Origin of the sequence: Fictibacillus barbaricus (assembly GCF_031457135.1) — a bacterium.
Classification (GTDB): Bacteria; Bacillota; Bacilli; order Bacillales; family Fictibacillaceae; genus Fictibacillus; species Fictibacillus barbaricus_A.
In genome coordinates this window covers 28,651-43,767 of record NZ_JAVDWA010000001.1, presented here as the reverse complement: position 1 = coordinate 43,767, position 15,117 = coordinate 28,651, and the positions used below count along the sequence as shown (strand labels likewise).

Below are 15,117 nucleotides of genomic sequence, written 5' to 3'. Positions count from 1 at the left end.
CTGTTTTTATTTAGCTGCATATTCAAAGGCAGGAAATTGCAAAGAAAAAATGGTTCCCTTTCCAAGCTCGCTAGTAATATAAACAGATCCTTTCATCGCCCGTATCACACTAAAAGCAACCATCATCCCAAGCCCCGTGCCATTTGCCCCTTTTGTTGAATAATAGGGCTCACCTAATTTATTCATTTGTTCTTTCGTCATCCCGACTCCAGTATCTTTGATTTCTATAATGACTTTATTTTCTTTCTTTTTCACTGAAACACTGAGAGTTCCACCATCAGGCATGGATTCAATTCCATTCTTCATTACATTTAATAGACACTGGCTAAATTTTTGCCCATCACCCAGCACATAAATGGAAGGGATAAATTCAGCTGAGATAAGAACTGAATGCTGATTGGCTGTTGGAATTAGGAATGAGATGATCTGATTTAATTCGTGCTGGATGTTCAGCTCATCCATCGAATCAATTGATGGTTTAGAAAAGGTTAAGTAATCTTGGATAACTTTTTCTGCAGAATCGAGTCCTTCTTTTATTAAGCTCAGGTACTCTTTCTGTTTATCTGCGGAAATTGATTCTTTTTCGAGTAATTGGACAAACCCTTTAGAAACCGTAAGAGGATTTCTAATTTCATGTGATATCGCAGCACCCATTTGTTCAACGGCCGCTAGCTTTTCAGATTTAAATAGCTGCTGCCTCATATGTAGATCAGATCTTACAAATTCAATGGTACAAGAAATAATGAGCATACTGAGCGGCGGTATGATTAAGAAAGCAAATAAGGCATCAATATGATTCAGCTTTAAATTTACGATTTCCATAACGGTTACCGTCGCCAAGCTAGATAGTAAAGTTATTCCGATTGCGATAATTACCCTGCACTTCGAAGACCGCTTCCAGAACCAAGGATACACCCGCCATAAAAGCAGCCCTAAAGGACCATATATTAAAATATTTATAAAAAAACCAAAGTCTAAGCCATAAAATCCTCTTATCACAATCGAAGCAATTGCTAATATCGGGCCAATACCTACGTATAATCCACCGATAATAACAGGTATTTCTCTTAAATCGAAGCGTGTATTGTCAGTTAATTCGTATGCAAAAGCAATACATGTCCACATGGCAGCAATACCGCAGACTACTGTAGCTGTCTTGGAAATCCGCGATTCCTTTTTCTTTAATGACCATACAATACATACAAAAATAAATAGCATTAATAAAGACAGGTTGAACAATAAATGCTTTGTAATTTCCAATCCGTTCACCATCCAAATGACCTATTATAAAAATTTTACATTTAGTGCCAATGGATAACAACTACTTTTTATTTAAACATTTCTTTATTGCTATTTATTAGATTGATTTGGTATCTTTTATTAAGCCGGAGGTACTTAACATGATGACATTATTATTTCTATGTGTTTTAACGGTTGGACTTTTTATTGAATTGTTTCAAAAATATGTACTAGGAAAGAAAGATCCGGATATTGAAGATCTTTGGAAAGAACTTGATCGAGAAGAATGGTATAACGAGCTATTACAAGATACAGAATTTAAAGAATGGATTTTGCTCGATAAACAAAAAGGGTTATTAAAAGACCCCTATTATGTTCGGAAAATCATCGACCATAAAGGTCATCGTGACGGTTTCATTCGTTATTTAAATGAAAAAGTGAAATAAACCACTGGATTGTTAGTTCATAAGTATTTTTGTGTAGAAGACGCCGTTTCAAGTCACATTCTGTCGACTCGCGAGTATATTAAAAAATCCATGAGATTATGAAAAAATCCGTGAGATTATGAAAATTTTCGTGAGATTATGCTTCTAACTCGTGAGATTATGTAAAAATAGACTTTTAAAATTAGCCCAATATACGAAAAAGAGAGCCCATGAGCTCTCTTTTTCACGTTTCCATCTAATGAATGCTGCCATTCATCTCTTTTATGCGATTGACTGTTTCCTGGTCTAGCATTTTAATACATTCTGTAAGCAATTTAATCGCATGGTCTAGATCATCTCTATTTACCATGGAAACATGGCTGTGAATATATCTGGACGGAACACTTAAAACCAAGGTCGGAATTCCGCCATATGCGAGATGGAACTTACCTGCATCCGTTCCACCGCCTGTCATAATATCAATTTGAAAAGGAATACGATGCTGTTTTGCAATTCCAACTACAAAATCCCTTAACTTCGGATGAGGTATCATTGTTGCATCAAAGAACCCTAATAAAGGTCCTTTACCTAACTCGGAATGCCCTTCTTGCTGTGACATTCCCGGTGTATCACCTGCAACTCCAACGTCTAATGCAAATGCGATATCCGGTTTAATCGTATTCGCTAAAGTCTGTGCGCCGCGAAGTCCGACTTCTTCTTGTACAGTTGCACCCGCATATAAGGTGTTCGGAAGAGATCCTTCCTCTTTCAGCTTTTCAAGCGTCCTAATCGCAACAAAACAACCTGCTCTGTTATCAAATGCCTTCCCTAATAGCATTTTAGGGTTTGGCATGACCTCAAATGGACAAACCGGTGAAATGGGATCTCCTACTTGAACCCCAAAACTTTTTGCTTCTTCTCGGCTCGTTGCTCCAATGTCAATAAACATTTTATCTGTTTCTAACACATTCTTTCTTTCGTCAAATGTAAGAACATGCGGTGCCTTTGAACCGATGACACCTGTTAAATCACCATTACGAGTGATTACTTTCACTCGCTGTGCAAGCATAACATGTCCCCACCATCCTCCAAGGGGCAAGAAGCGCAGGAAACCTTCTTTTGTAATGTGAGTGACCATTAATCCTACTTCGTCTAAGTGGCCAGCTATTAAAATTTTAGGACCTTGGGAACCTATTTTTCCCACGACCCCTCCTAACTGGTCTGTTTCAATGTCAGACGTACTCTGGGATAACCGATCACGAACCAGTTTATGTATCCTTGCTTCAAATCCAGACGGTCCATACGTTTCCGTTAACTCTTTTAAAAGTGCTAAATCTTTATCCATTTTATCCCTCCTACTTTGTTAGTATGAGAGTTGAAATAGGTTTTAATGCATTCATTAAAAATAGCAGCTCCCAAATATGGAACTGCTTCCCGAATTTACTGAATACTTAAGGACAGCAAGGTCTTTTTTCATTCTTTTTTTCAATTTCACAGCATGCATCATCTTTATTTTCTATTTCTATAATTTCTACTCCGCAACATCCATCTTCTTTTTCATTTCCTAAGAGGATTTTCACAATACTCATGTTCTTCACCTCCTTTCACTAAGAAAATATTTAAACGAGATAAAAAATGAACCCGGAAATGGTAGACATCATGATTACTGAAAGCACAAAAGTTACTACCAGTTCCTTTTTGAAAATAGACTTTAACAAGATAACTTCTGGCAAACTAGCTCCTGCTGAGCTAATAATGAGTGCCATCACCGGACCTAGAGCCATCCCTTTCGCTATAAGGACTTGAGAAATGGGTATCATGCTCGATAACCGGATATACAGCGGAATGCCTACAATGGCTGCGATCGGTACGATCCACCATTTGTCGCTTCCAAATGCCGAAGCGATCCAATGGGTAGGTACTAGACCATGAATGACAGATCCGATTAATGCACCATTGATCAGATAAGGATATACACTTTTCATCAAAGCTAATGTCTCATTAAAGGCCGCTTTTACATTGAATGTTTTCGTTTCTTCCTCATATCCCTTCACCATCACGTTTTTTACAGACTTTTCAAATCCGAAAGCTTCAAGTGCAAATCCGATAATGACTGAGAAAACAGTGGTAATAACGGTATAAATGATCGACACCTTCCACCCTAAAACGACTCCCATAATGGTTATGATAGTCGGATCGAGAATAGGTGAAGAAAATAAGAAAATCATCACAATTGAAAATGGCATCTTTTTCTTCAGCATGTTAACAACAACTGGGATTGTAGAACAGGAACAAAATGGAGTGACGAAAGCGAAAATGAGAGCGAATGCTGCAGCCATTCCTTTGTTTTTTCCACTTAAATATTTCTCTACTTTTTCATATGGGATATATGCTTGAACAAGATTAATTGCAAATGATATCACTACAAACAAAACGGTAAGCTCAATGGCGATACTTAAAAAACTTTTAAACGTTTCGGTCCACATGCTTTTTACCTCCCCCAATTATGAACAGCAAACAGGTTTACGCAATTCCGAATACTTCATCCACTTAAAAGTAAGAAACTTTTTAAAAGCAGAATAGAGACTCGAGTTCTTTTTCTTAACACCATTTCGTTTCCATGATTCCATTGAAACTTTAGACAGCTCCAATTGCTTGGCTTCTCCCATCTTTTCTAAATAATAAAGATTCATTGATAAATTCCTCCTTTGAATTTACATCAAAATAATTTGATGTATTAATCAAAAAAAATTGATGAATTGTACGAAGTGAAATACTTATTAGTACTCCACTTTAACAGCATGACGGTAAAAATACACAGCATAACTGATCAGATAAAATGGCTTTTACTTCTTCCACATTTAATGAATAGTAATTCCATGTCCCTCGTTTTTCTTTTGTAATGAGTTCTGCACCCAGGAGTATTTTCAGATGATAAGAAAGTTTCGACTGCGGCATGTCGATTAATGGTGTCAGATCACATACACAGACTGAGCCTTTTGCTGCAAGGATATGAATGATATGAAGCCTTTGCTGGTCTGCCAGCGCCTTAAATTTTTGCTCATATTTTTCAAAGTTTATATTCGCATTTGCATCATTTAATAATGGTAATTCTTTATTCATTACACCGCTCCTTACATCAATAATATTTGATATATATTCAGTATATACCATATTTTTCTTTTTGCAATTAATAAATCAAAAAAAATTGATATTCCGTTCAATTACATCACAAAAAAGCCAAAGAATGATTACACACTCTTTGGCTTCTATATTTATTTAAGCTTTTCGACTTCTGATAATACTGTATTTAATTCTTCCGATGCTTTTGAAAGGGTCGCTACATCCAATGGTTCAGATTTTGCTCCCGCTTCAATTGTGTGTAAAGGTGTTTCTACTTTTTCGTAAAGTTTAGCATCTTTATCCTTTACCTCATCCTCAAATTTTTCCCATGATTCTTCTAATTTCTCACCTGATTTTGCAACTTTATCAGCATCTTTTGCTTCAAGCTGTGAATTCAGATCTTTTAACGTTTGCTTCATTTCTTTTGACCCATCAGCAATCGTCATTTCTTTTGTTGAAGTTGATTCCTCTTTACCTTTTGTTCCACAAGCAGACAATATAAGAGAAGTTGCTATTACCATAGGTACGATGTATTTTTTAGTTTGCATTTTGAAGATCCCCCTGTTTTCTAAGTTGAATTTTTAAATTAATATCTTTCTTTTTGTTAAGTACTGCCGCGATTATTGCAACGACTAATAGAAAAGCTTGCGGAATGATACTTTGTACGGTTGGATAAAACGCCAAAAAGTCAATTGTCGGCAAAGAACTGATTTGTGTGACTGGCAACAAACCGGCAAGCTGCAATCCATGAATACCCATTCCCGCAAATTTAAAGCATAAATAAAACATTAAAATACTTGATACTAAGAAAAACGGCCGCATTGGAATCCTCAAACCTACTTTTAGGATGAAGTAAGACAGAATGATAAGGATTAAGACTCCTATTCCAATCCCTGTTAAGAGCGACGGCATTTTTATCGAATTTGCCATCCCTATAAAAAACAACACAGTTTCTGTACCCTCGCGGAAAACAGCGAGAAATGATAATGCTGCTAAAGAAAATAAACTTCCCGTATTTAGCGCGTTTGTACTCTTTGTGTGAATGTATCGCTGCCATTCAGCGATGCTGGATTTACTGTGCAGCCAATAACTCATATATAAAAGCATTGCAGCAGCAAAAATTCCAGTCCATCCAGCAATTAAGAAATTATTGCTTCCGAACGTTCCTGCCGAAAATAAAAGGTTCACGATTATTCCAAGAATGATACTCACACCAACGCCTGATCCAACGCCCATCCAAATCCATTGCTTTTTGTCCTCATGTCCTGATTTCTTCAAAAATCCTAGCAATGCGACTATTACTAATAAAGCTTCAAGTCCTTCGCGCAGCAAAATAGTTACAGCATCCATCATGTTATAGCTCGATTTCATAGCGAGAGGTGCTAAATAATTCCGCATTTCCTTAATGGTTTTTTTCGCTTCATCTATTTTGTTTGAATTGAGCAAAGCATATGAAGTTACCATATCGCGCTCTGAGTTAGAGTATACTTTTGAAGATTGTGTAAGAACAGATCCTTCAACTTCTAACCAAGATTTTCTAAACTGTTCAATATCAGCTTTTGCTCCATTTATATCATTTTCATCAATTTTTTTTAATGAATGATCCAGCAAAGTAACGAGGCTTGCTACATTTATTTTTTGCTCTGAACCTTTCTTTTCTTCTCCTGATCCTGGAGGGAATTTACCATCGATAAACTTTTGGTTCGTCTGCATTAATAAAGTTAGTCCATTTGTTACATTTGCTGCTTTTACTGGCTGTTGAGCAAATGCAAATTGAACTTGACCCATTGCGTCTTCAATCTCTTTGTATGCGATTGCAGATTGATCTTTAACACCATCCTCAATCGACAGCCACGTACTTGAAAATTCTTTGAACGTTTTTGCTGCTCCATCCATATCACCTGTTTTCGATAATTGGAGTGATTGTGCAGCTAATTTATTTGCTTCTGTCATATCCTCAGTTGCCTTACCGTTTGCAAAGCTATGTAAAGGAGAAATGATTAACCCAAATAGAATAATTACAAGAAAGATTTGAACCTTCTTTAACAAAACGATCGCCTCTTTTCACAAAAGAAATAAAAAACCTTAGAAGATAATGAAAATCATTTTCAATTACCACTTTCAAAGTATAAGCATATTGATAATGATTGTCAATTACATTTTTATACCATAAATTCCTGATTACAAAGTAGAGCTATCTGCTCATTAAATGACCGTTAAAAACAGAAAAAGAAAAAGTACTCGTGGAATTAATCCACAAGCACTTTTCTTTCCAATTTCTATAGAACTCTTTACTCACCGCACGCCCCGAAAAAACGAGTATCTGAAGGGAAATCAACTACTTACAAAAACAGAAACTTGCGCAAACAGCCTTCTATAAAGATATTTTCATAAATTTATTAACGTCTTTAAATCCCATTCCTTCATACAAATTTATTGCTTTCTGGTTATGTGTATAAACGTTTAGCCTTACATCACTATACCCGTTTTTTTTGAATTCCTTTAATGCTTCATCCAATAGCAATTTGGAGTACCCTTTTCCTCTGTAAGATCCTTTGACATACAAGTCATTGATCCAGCCGATTTCATCTCCAGTTAAATGATCAAACGCCTTATCAATTTGAACCCATCCAAGCAAAGTATCTTCTGCCATAAGACAAACAAAATAGGCATTATATTTTGCGGAATGCTCATAGTCTTCAATCATTTTTTGCCTATTATCTTCTGAATCGTGATTTGTTGCTTCTCTGCGGTTAAGACCGGCGAATTCATAAATTTCTTCAATTTCCTTTTCTGATGCTGTTTTAAATCGCAAATTCATATCTTCATCTCCAAAACTGCTTATTTTCTTTTGTACCTGCCACCCATTAATCGACGGTATTGATTAGATAAATCATAAACAAGATTCCCATGACGATTAAGCTTACTACAAGGGAACCTGATAGAATTAAAATAAGATTTTTTGCGGCACGAAATGTTTGCTGATTGATTTGATATCTTTTTCTCATATATTCATACGATGAGAGAATAATGGTGGATGTACCTAATAAAAATGCTAGTGCACCTACTGTGATCGCGATAAGGTCGGCAGTATGAGATAACTTATCTTGTAAAGTAAAATGAAGGTTTACGATAACAAATCCGATCCCTACAATTGCTATGGCAGTGCGAATCCATGCTAAATAAGTTCGTTCGTTAGCTAAATGCTGCTGAATATATTTTGAGTCGATTGTTTGATTTTCTTTTTGTACAAACATAAGATTGACCTCCGTAATGCATTACTAATGAAATGATACCATGAACAAATACGGCGAATACAACCCCATCCTAATTTCTTACCTATTTGTCCTGCCGTTTTGAATCTTTTATAATGAATATAAACTAATGATATTGAGGTGTTACCATGAAAGAAGTTCAACAGAACAAAAAGAATACCTTTAATGACCTGGACGATGAAACGCTTTTTATGGTAGCCCAATGCTTCAAAGCGCTATCTGATCCAACCCGGATTCGCATATTAAATTTATTGCTGCAAGGGGAGCATTCTGTCAATGAAATCGCCGATACCTTATCTCTTCTACAATCAACAGTTTCTCACCAATTGCGTTTTTTGAAAAATGTAAGGTTAGTAAAATTCCGCAGAGAAGGCACTACGATGTATTATTCTACGGATGATGAACACGTAATCGACTTGCTTAAACAAAGTATAAATCATGCAAAACATACGTAAAAAAAAACGAATCTAAAATCGATTCGTTTTTTTAATTGCAATGATCTTCTTTTTGGCAGCCTACCGCTGCTTCATCAACTTGTATCGTCGTATGTTCAATGTGGAATTGATCATGCAAAGTTTTATTAGCCTCTTTAAGTACCGTTTGATAATCTGTATTGGATTCTTTCACGATATGACAGCTCAGGGCTGGAAAGTCGGAAGTGATAGACCAGACATGGAGGTCATGCACATCCTTCACTTCTGGAAGCGCCAATAATGCTTCTTTGACCTTTAGTACATCAATAGTAAGAGGTGAACCTTCCATCAAAATATGGAATGACTCTTTCGTCACTCGAAAGCCGCTTATAATAATTAGTATGGCTACAATAATGCTCGCAATAGGATCAGCGATACTCCATCCCAAAAACATGATGAGCAATGCTGCAATGATTGCTCCAACTGAACCGAGCATATCACCTAGCACATGCAAAAAAGCACTTCTTACATTTAAATTTTCGTCCTTATCGCCTTTCATCAAGATGTATGCCGCAGCGATGTTCACTAACAAACCCGTGAATGAAATAATCAGCATCCCCTTACTCACAACTTCGGGAGGATCCATTAAACGCTGATAAGCTTCCCAGAAGATATAAAGTGAAATAACGAGGAGTGTGAGTCCGTTTAAAAACGCCGCTAAAATTTCAAAACGTTTATAGCCGAATGTTTTGGAATGAGTCGCTTTACGCTGCCCGTATGTTAAAGCCAAAAAGCTTAATCCAAGTGCAGCCGCATCACTCAGCATATGTCCAGCGTCTGATAAAAGAGCTAAACTGTTCGTTAATACTCCTCCAACTACTTCAACAACCATAAATGCTGTGATAAGAAAGAACGACCATTTAAGTGCTGTTTTGTTATTCCCTCCATGGTGATGATGTCCGTGGCCATGACTATGGCTGTGATCATGAGAATGCCCCATAATATCCACCCCTTATATCCATTGTATGAATATATGCTCATATATATTATGTCAGATGCAAACTATTCATGCAAACCCTTATACAAATGGCTTTTCCCATTAGTAGAATTAGCACAAACCTTCACTTTAAATCCATAAAAGACTAAGACTGATAGAAAACCGATCTGTATGTTTGAATTGGCTAATTTGGTTTTTTACAGTGCTGATTCCACAGGTAGATCAAATAGTAACGATGGGAAATGTCAGAGTAATCCCTTGTTAAGATTGTTGCTATTTAATCTTTTGGTTTTGTCTTCATTGACAGTTGGTTGAAGTTGAGGGTGTGAGACTCCTGCCCCGCTTAAAGCGAGCAGCCTGGAAAAAGAAATCAACTCCTTTCAAAAACAACAATGAATGCCAGAAATGCCTTTATAAAAATTTGGTCTTTCTACAACACCCACCACCTCTTCAATAATCAAACAAGCATAAAAAAAGACTGAACCCATTTCAGGTTCAGTCTCTTAACACATATTAGCGGACGAAATATACGATTTGAGCAATTGCGAATGTAACACCGATCGCAATCACCGTTGGAATCGCAAAGGATAAAAATGTCCATTTTTTACTCTTCGTCTCTTTATAGATGTTTACGAGTGTTGTTCCACATGGGAAGTGCAGCAGTGAAAACAGCATCATATTTAACGCCGTCAGCCACGTCCATCCATGTTCCAGAAAGATCTTCTTTAGATCTACTAAGTTATCTACTTCTGTTAAAGATCCTGTAGATAGATAACCCATCAATAAGATCGGCAAAACAATTTCATTGGCAGGCAGCCCAATTAGGAATGCCATTAAAATAAAACCGTCTAATCCTAACATTTTTCCAAATGGATCCAAGAAGTTCACGATATACATCATGATACTTGTATCGCCAATATAGATGTTAGCGATCACCCACGTTAAAATTGCTGCAGGTGCTGCGACCTTTATGGCACGATTTAGTACAGCTAATGACTTCGTTAAGGAAGATCGAACTACAGTATCAAAGAATTTTGGTCGTCTGTATGGAGGAAGCTCCAGTGTATAATGTGTAGGAACTCCTTTAAGCGCCGTTTTTGAAAGCACCCATGAGACGATGAATGTTACGATAATCCCAATCATTACAATCCCGACTATGACCGCTGTTGTGACGAGTGATTTCGCACCGCCTGTATAACCAGCTGCCATGAAAAGTGAAGCTAGAACAATTAATGTACCCCAGCGTCCATTACAAGGAACAAAGTTGTTCGTTAATATCGCAAGCATTCTTTCTCTTGGCGACTCAATAATACGAGACGAAAGCATCGCTGCTGCATTACAGCCAAATCCCATTGCCATCGTTAATGATTGTTTACCATGAGCTCCCACACTTTTAAAAATCCGATCCATATTAAAAGCAACACGCGGAAGATATCCGTAATTTTCAAGCAGTGCAAACGTTGGAAAAAAGATTGCCATCGGGGGCAGCATAACGCTTATTACCCATGTTGTACCTCGATAAAGTCCAAGCACTAAAATGCCGTGCAGCCATTCTGGTGAGTGAACATAATTGAAAAATGCTGTTATGTGATTTTCCAGCAATCCGAAAAATTCAGCAAGCATGGATGATGGAATGTTTGCTCCAGCAATCGTAAGGTAAAATACGATACCGAGCATGATAATCATGATCGGAAATCCAAAAATCGGCGATGTGAATATGGCATCCAATTTTTCTGTTCGCTTATCACGGTCTGTTTTTGTGTGAGTGACTGCCGCTTCACAAAGCTGCTGACTTCTTTTATAAAGGTTTTGAACGATATTATCCCGTAAGCCTGAGTCAGAGATCTCTTGAGCATAGGCATAAAGGCTACTTAAATTTCGCTGTTCTTTGGATAATTCATTTTGCATCACTCACACCCCCTTTATTGAAAAGCGCTTTTCCATCTGTTGAAATAAAGATTCATCACCGTCTAATAGCCTTAGTGCTACCCATCTCGATGAAATGGAATCATCTATATATTCCCGAACAAGCGGTTCAATCTGTCTGATCTTCTTTTCTATTTCTTCATCGTACGTAATTTTCTCAGGCTCACATACTATTTTGCCTGTCACAATTCGATCAATTGTATCTAAAAGCAGAGCAAACCCCGTTTTGTTTCTCGCCGATATTTTAATAACTGGTACCCCTAGACGTCTCGTTAATGCTTTTTCATTGATTACGATACCTTGTTTATCCGCTTCATCAATCAAGTTAATACAAACAATCACGTTTGTTGTCATTTCTAAAACTTGAAGTGCTAAATTCAAATTTCTCTCAAGAGATGTTGCATCCAGCACGACAAGAGTGACATCAGGCTTTTCAAAAACGATATAGTTTCTTGCCACTTCTTCATCCGTGGAGTTGGAAAAAAGAGAATATGTTCCTGGAAGGTCAATCATACGTAAGGTTTTACCTTTGTGTTCAACAATTCCCTCAGCAAGCGATACCGTTTTCCCCGCCCAGTTTCCTGTATGTTGTTTTAATCCAGTCAATGCATTAAACAATGTACTTTTCCCTGTGTTCGGGTTGCCCGCTAAAGCAATGGTAAAAAAATTACTCATGGTTGATCAGCTCCCCTTCAATCCTTATGCTTTCTTCTTTTCGCAATGCAATCGTAGTTTGACTTACACGAAAAGCCATCGGATCTCCCAAAGGACTTCTTCTAATCACTTCCACAACAGCACCTGGTACAAAACCTAGATCGAGTAATCTTCTTCTCATCACTCCATCAATATCCATAGAAGTAATCCGGATGAAGCTGCCGACCTTACCATCTAACAAGCGTATCTTTTTAGCTCCGTCCATTTGTTTTTCCTCCCGTCCCATTTGTTTCCCTAAGGCAACTTTTAATATCATAGTATGAGTCTATTCAGGTTTTGTCAAATAGTTTCTAATAAATTTCAATTTTTTTATCGCCCAAACCTATTTTATGGGGTGAGGTTTTGATTGGTGAGAGACTTAAAAAGGTATTCAAATTTTATGGAACATCGAGATTGAAGACTGAAAAGAAAAATGACCCAAAAGCAATGTTTTGCAACACCTTTTGGATCATCTTGTTATCTTTCCTTTATTCTTTTTTATCCTTAACACCTAAAAGTCTAAGGCTATTTAACGTCACAATCAATGTGGCGCCCATGTCTGCGAATATGGCAATCCATAATGTAAGCCATCCTGGAACGACTAAGAGCAATGCCAGCAGCTTGATGCCAAGAGAGAACGTAATGTTCTGCTTAATAATCGCTAATGCTTTTCGCGAAAGTTTAACTGTAAATGGCAACTTTCTTAAATCATCCGCCATAAGTGCGATATCAGCTGTTTCTAATGCGGTATCGGTGCCTGCTCCACCCATAGCTACTCCAACGGTTGCGGCGGCCAGTGCTGGAGCATCGTTCACCCCGTCACCAACCATAGCCACTTTGCCATATGTTTTTCGCAACGCTTTTATTTTGTCCAGCTTTTCATGAGGCAAGAGTTCAGCATGAATCTCTTTTACACCAACCGCTTTTCCTATTGCTTCAGCTGTTCCTTTATTATCACCAGTGAGCATGATCGTCTTTTTAATTCCTTGAGCATCCAATTGTTTGATGACATCAAAGCTCGACTCCCTGACTTCATCAGCCACTGCGATAAGAGCTAAGACACGTTCGTTATTTCCGAACATCATTACTGTCTTACCCTGGTTTTGCAATACTTTAATTTTTTCTCCGTAGCTTTCTATACCTTGTACAGCTCTCTCTATAAACCATGAAGGACTCCCAACATAATACGCTTCATTATTAATGCTGCCTTTTATCCCTTTTCCTGTTACAGAGGTGAAGTGATCCACTTGCAAATGGCTGAATGAGCCTCCTAAGTCTTCCCCTTTTTTTACGATAGCGGATGCTAAAGGATGTTGCGAAGCTTTTTCTAAAGCCGCTGCCAACGATAGAACTTCCGTTTCGTTTCCTTCAACTTCTATATCCGTTACTACTGGGATTCCTTTTGTTAATGTGCCTGTTTTGTCAAAAGCAATTGCCTTAATAGATCCAAGTTCTTCTAAATGGATACCGCCTTTTATTAAAACACCATTACGAGCTGCATTACCGATCGCAGTTACAATCGATACTGGGGTAGAAATCACAAGTGCACACGGACAGCCAACTACTAATGCAGCTAATCCCTGATAGATCCACTTCTGCCAATCTCCGTCAAAAAGCGGCGGCACAACAGCTACTAAAAGGGCAACGAAGATAATGACAGGCGTGTAGTATTTTGCGAACCGGTCTACGAAGGCTTGTGATGGCGCTCGTTCTGCCTGAGCCTCTTCAACTAGATGAATGATTTTCGCGATTGTCGTATCATCTACACGTTTTGTGACCTCGATCTCTAGCAATCCTTCTTCATTTAGTGTGCCTGCAAAAACTTCATCATCCTTTTCTTTCGTAGCCGGAATCGATTCTCCTGTAATGGCAGCCTGGTTAACGGCAGAAATACCTTTTATAACACGTCCATCCATCGCAATCCTCTGGCCGGGTTTGACAATCATAATATCGCCGATTTGAATGTCATCAACATTGATCATCAACTCATGATGACCGCGTCTAATCAAAGCTTCTTTTGGTGCAATATCCATTAAAGAACGAATTGATTGTCTGGCTTTATCCATGGAATAAGATTCTAGAGCCTCAGAAATGGCAAATAAAATAACAACCATGGCACCTTCTCCCCATTCTCCAATAAGAGAGGCTCCTATAATAGCAATTGTCATTAGCGTTCTCATATCAAAATCAAACCGAATGAGATTTTTAAATCCAGTTAAGAAAAGACGATAGCCGCCAATCATGATGGCTAATACGTAAGGGATAATAGAAAATAGCGCATTTTCCCCGTACATCTCACCTGCCAGCCAGCCCATAATAAGAAAAACGGCTGAAGTCAGAATCATCGCATGTTTTTTATAAAAAGGTTCTGCCTTTACTTCGAACTCTTCTTTTTCAGGAACGACCTTAATATTTTCGAATGAGCCCGCTTTTTCTATTTCTTTAATCGTTGTTTCTCCGAATACAGTAAGCTTTAAAGCTCCAAAATTAACACTAGCATCAGAAACACCATCCAGGTGTTTAACGTTCGTTTCGAACTTTTTGGCGCAGCCTGCTCAAGTGAATCCTGACACACGGTAAACGGTTTTAAATTCTTCCTTACTTAATGCTTTCTCCACGGTGCTCCACCTCCTCTTGGTGTGTAACAGCCAGCTCGATTAGTTGAACCACATGGTCATCATCTAATGAATAGAAAACGAGCTTACCTTCTTTGCGGTATTTAGTAATCCCGATATTTCTTAAATGTCTTAAGTGATGTGATGCAGTGGCTGTTGTGCTGCCAACAATATTTGCTACATCACAAACACATAATTCCTTTTCAAGCGTAAGTGCATAGGCTATTTTCAGCCTTGTATCATCAGATAAAGCCTTAAAAAGATCAGCTACCTTTAGTGTGTTCTTATTTTCAATATTTCCTTTTAATCGAGTCACTTTTTCTTCATCAAAACATGTTACTTCACACATATCGTGTTTCTTCATTACAACACCTCATTCGTGAACATTCAAACAATCATTTGAATATTAGT

At 37.7% G+C, this 15,117-nt stretch carries 18 protein-coding genes; 2 read left to right on the top strand and 16 right to left on the bottom strand.

Annotated features, from left to right (window positions below; genetic code table 11):
• Positions 1-6: 6 nt before the first annotated feature.
• Positions 7-1,260, bottom strand: coding sequence for a HAMP domain-containing sensor histidine kinase (locus J2X07_RS00265; RefSeq protein WP_310255433.1), 1,254 nt, complete (start codon positions 1,258-1,260; stop codon positions 7-9).
• A gap of 140 nt (positions 1,261-1,400) precedes the next feature.
• Between J2X07_RS00265 and J2X07_RS00260 the strand changes: the two genes are divergently transcribed.
• On the top strand, positions 1,401-1,685 hold the full coding sequence (locus tag J2X07_RS00260; protein ID WP_310255431.1) for a hypothetical protein: 285 nt from the start codon (positions 1,401-1,403) through the stop codon (positions 1,683-1,685).
• A gap of 235 nt (positions 1,686-1,920) precedes the next feature.
• On the opposite strand, the gene J2X07_RS00255 is transcribed toward J2X07_RS00260, so the two are convergent.
• From J2X07_RS00255 to J2X07_RS00215, 9 genes are all read right to left on the bottom strand, one after another.
• Positions 1,921-3,009 carry a M42 family metallopeptidase gene (locus J2X07_RS00255; protein ID WP_310255429.1) on the bottom strand — a complete coding sequence of 363 codons (1,089 nt, stop codon included), beginning with the start codon at positions 3,007-3,009 and terminating at the stop codon, positions 1,921-1,923.
• 106 nt (positions 3,010-3,115) lie between these two features.
• On the bottom strand, positions 3,116-3,253 hold the full coding sequence (locus tag J2X07_RS00250; protein ID WP_310255427.1) for a hypothetical protein: 138 nt from the start codon (positions 3,251-3,253) through the stop codon (positions 3,116-3,118).
• Between the two features lie 30 nt (positions 3,254-3,283).
• The gene (locus tag J2X07_RS00245; protein ID WP_310255425.1) at positions 3,284-4,150 is read right to left on the bottom strand and encodes a permease; all 867 of its coding nucleotides are present in this window, start codon (positions 4,148-4,150) and stop codon (positions 3,284-3,286) included.
• Between the two features lie 18 nt (positions 4,151-4,168).
• A complete protein-coding gene (locus J2X07_RS00240) occupies positions 4,169-4,357 on the bottom strand; it encodes a hypothetical protein (protein WP_310255423.1) in 189 nt (62 codons plus the stop codon).
• Positions 4,358-4,457: 100 nt separating this feature from the next.
• Positions 4,458-4,787: an ArsR/SmtB family transcription factor gene (locus J2X07_RS00235; RefSeq protein ID WP_310255421.1), complete on the bottom strand. Its 330-nt coding sequence runs from the start codon at positions 4,785-4,787 to the stop codon at positions 4,458-4,460.
• Positions 4,788-4,939: 152 nt separating this feature from the next.
• Positions 4,940-5,335, bottom strand: a complete 396-nt coding sequence (locus J2X07_RS00230; RefSeq protein WP_310255419.1) for a hypothetical protein — start codon at positions 5,333-5,335, stop codon at positions 4,940-4,942.
• Positions 5,325-6,836, bottom strand: a complete 1,512-nt coding sequence (locus J2X07_RS00225; RefSeq protein WP_310255418.1) for an FTR1 family iron permease — start codon at positions 6,834-6,836, stop codon at positions 5,325-5,327. The genes J2X07_RS00230 and J2X07_RS00225 overlap by 11 nt, the downstream gene beginning before the upstream one ends.
• Before the next feature lie 325 nt (positions 6,837-7,161).
• A complete protein-coding gene (locus J2X07_RS00220; protein WP_310255416.1) occupies positions 7,162-7,608 on the bottom strand; it encodes a GNAT family N-acetyltransferase in 447 nt (148 codons plus the stop codon).
• Positions 7,609-7,654: 46 nt separating this feature from the next.
• Complete coding sequence (locus J2X07_RS00215; protein ID WP_310255414.1) at positions 7,655-8,044, bottom strand: YidH family protein; 390 nt, start codon at positions 8,042-8,044, stop codon at positions 7,655-7,657.
• A 146-nt stretch (positions 8,045-8,190) separates the two neighbouring features.
• On the opposite strand from J2X07_RS00215, the gene J2X07_RS00210 reads away from it, so the two are divergent.
• On the top strand, positions 8,191-8,517 hold the full coding sequence (locus J2X07_RS00210) for an ArsR/SmtB family transcription factor (protein WP_310255413.1): 327 nt from the start codon (positions 8,191-8,193) through the stop codon (positions 8,515-8,517).
• Positions 8,518-8,548: 31 nt separating this feature from the next.
• On the opposite strand, the gene J2X07_RS00205 is transcribed toward J2X07_RS00210, so the two are convergent.
• The 6 genes from J2X07_RS00205 to J2X07_RS00180 all read right to left on the bottom strand — a co-directional run bounded on the left by J2X07_RS00205 (position 8,549) and on the right by J2X07_RS00180 (position 15,070).
• Positions 8,549-9,475, bottom strand: coding sequence for a cation diffusion facilitator family transporter (locus J2X07_RS00205; RefSeq protein ID WP_310255411.1), 927 nt, complete (start codon positions 9,473-9,475; stop codon positions 8,549-8,551).
• A 510-nt stretch (positions 9,476-9,985) separates the two neighbouring features.
• Positions 9,986-11,380: a nucleoside recognition domain-containing protein gene (locus tag J2X07_RS00200; RefSeq protein ID WP_310255409.1), complete on the bottom strand. Its 1,395-nt coding sequence runs from the start codon at positions 11,378-11,380 to the stop codon at positions 9,986-9,988.
• 3 nt (positions 11,381-11,383) lie between these two features.
• Positions 11,384-12,073, bottom strand: coding sequence for a FeoB small GTPase domain-containing protein (locus tag J2X07_RS00195; protein ID WP_310255407.1), 690 nt, complete (start codon positions 12,071-12,073; stop codon positions 11,384-11,386).
• The gene (locus tag J2X07_RS00190) at positions 12,066-12,317 is read right to left on the bottom strand and encodes a FeoA family protein (protein WP_310255406.1); all 252 of its coding nucleotides are present in this window, start codon (positions 12,315-12,317) and stop codon (positions 12,066-12,068) included. The genes J2X07_RS00195 and J2X07_RS00190 overlap by 8 nt, the downstream gene beginning before the upstream one ends.
• Before the next feature lie 262 nt (positions 12,318-12,579).
• Positions 12,580-14,709, bottom strand: a complete 2,130-nt coding sequence (locus J2X07_RS00185) for a heavy metal translocating P-type ATPase (RefSeq protein ID WP_310255404.1) — start codon at positions 14,707-14,709, stop codon at positions 12,580-12,582.
• Entirely contained in the window at positions 14,690-15,070 is a 381-nt protein-coding gene (locus J2X07_RS00180) for an ArsR/SmtB family transcription factor (protein WP_310255402.1), read from the bottom strand. Before J2X07_RS00180 ends, J2X07_RS00185 begins: the two co-directional genes overlap by 20 nt.
• Between the last annotated feature and the right edge of the window lie 47 nt (positions 15,071-15,117).

Coding starts and splice junctions, on each gene's coding strand:
- J2X07_RS00240 (WP_310255423.1), bottom strand. CDS start 4,357: ATGAATCTTTATTATTTAGAAAAGATGGGAGAAGCCAAGCAATTGGAG.
- J2X07_RS00220 (WP_310255416.1), bottom strand. CDS start 7,608: ATGAATTTGCGATTTAAAACAGCATCAGAAAAGGAAATTGAAGAAATT.
- J2X07_RS00205 (WP_310255411.1), bottom strand. CDS start 9,475: ATGGGGCATTCTCATGATCACAGCCATAGTCATGGCCACGGACATCAT.
- J2X07_RS00245 (WP_310255425.1), bottom strand. CDS start 4,150: ATGTGGACCGAAACGTTTAAAAGTTTTTTAAGTATCGCCATTGAGCTT.
- J2X07_RS00190 (WP_310255406.1), bottom strand. CDS start 12,317: ATGGACGGAGCTAAAAAGATACGCTTGTTAGATGGTAAGGTCGGCAGC.
- J2X07_RS00180 (WP_310255402.1), bottom strand. CDS start 15,070: ATGAAGAAACACGATATGTGTGAAGTAACATGTTTTGATGAAGAAAAA.
- J2X07_RS00210 (WP_310255413.1), top strand. CDS start 8,191: ATGAAAGAAGTTCAACAGAACAAAAAGAATACCTTTAATGACCTGGAC.
- J2X07_RS00260 (WP_310255431.1), top strand. CDS start 1,401: ATGATGACATTATTATTTCTATGTGTTTTAACGGTTGGACTTTTTATT.
- J2X07_RS00195 (WP_310255407.1), bottom strand. CDS start 12,073: ATGAGTAATTTTTTTACCATTGCTTTAGCGGGCAACCCGAACACAGGG.
- J2X07_RS00250 (WP_310255427.1), bottom strand. CDS start 3,253: ATGAGTATTGTGAAAATCCTCTTAGGAAATGAAAAAGAAGATGGATGT.
- J2X07_RS00200 (WP_310255409.1), bottom strand. CDS start 11,380: ATGCAAAATGAATTATCCAAAGAACAGCGAAATTTAAGTAGCCTTTAT.
- J2X07_RS00255 (WP_310255429.1), bottom strand. CDS start 3,009: ATGGATAAAGATTTAGCACTTTTAAAAGAGTTAACGGAAACGTATGGA.
- J2X07_RS00235 (WP_310255421.1), bottom strand. CDS start 4,787: ATGAATAAAGAATTACCATTATTAAATGATGCAAATGCGAATATAAAC.
- J2X07_RS00230 (WP_310255419.1), bottom strand. CDS start 5,335: ATGCAAACTAAAAAATACATCGTACCTATGGTAATAGCAACTTCTCTT.
- J2X07_RS00215 (WP_310255414.1), bottom strand. CDS start 8,044: ATGTTTGTACAAAAAGAAAATCAAACAATCGACTCAAAATATATTCAG.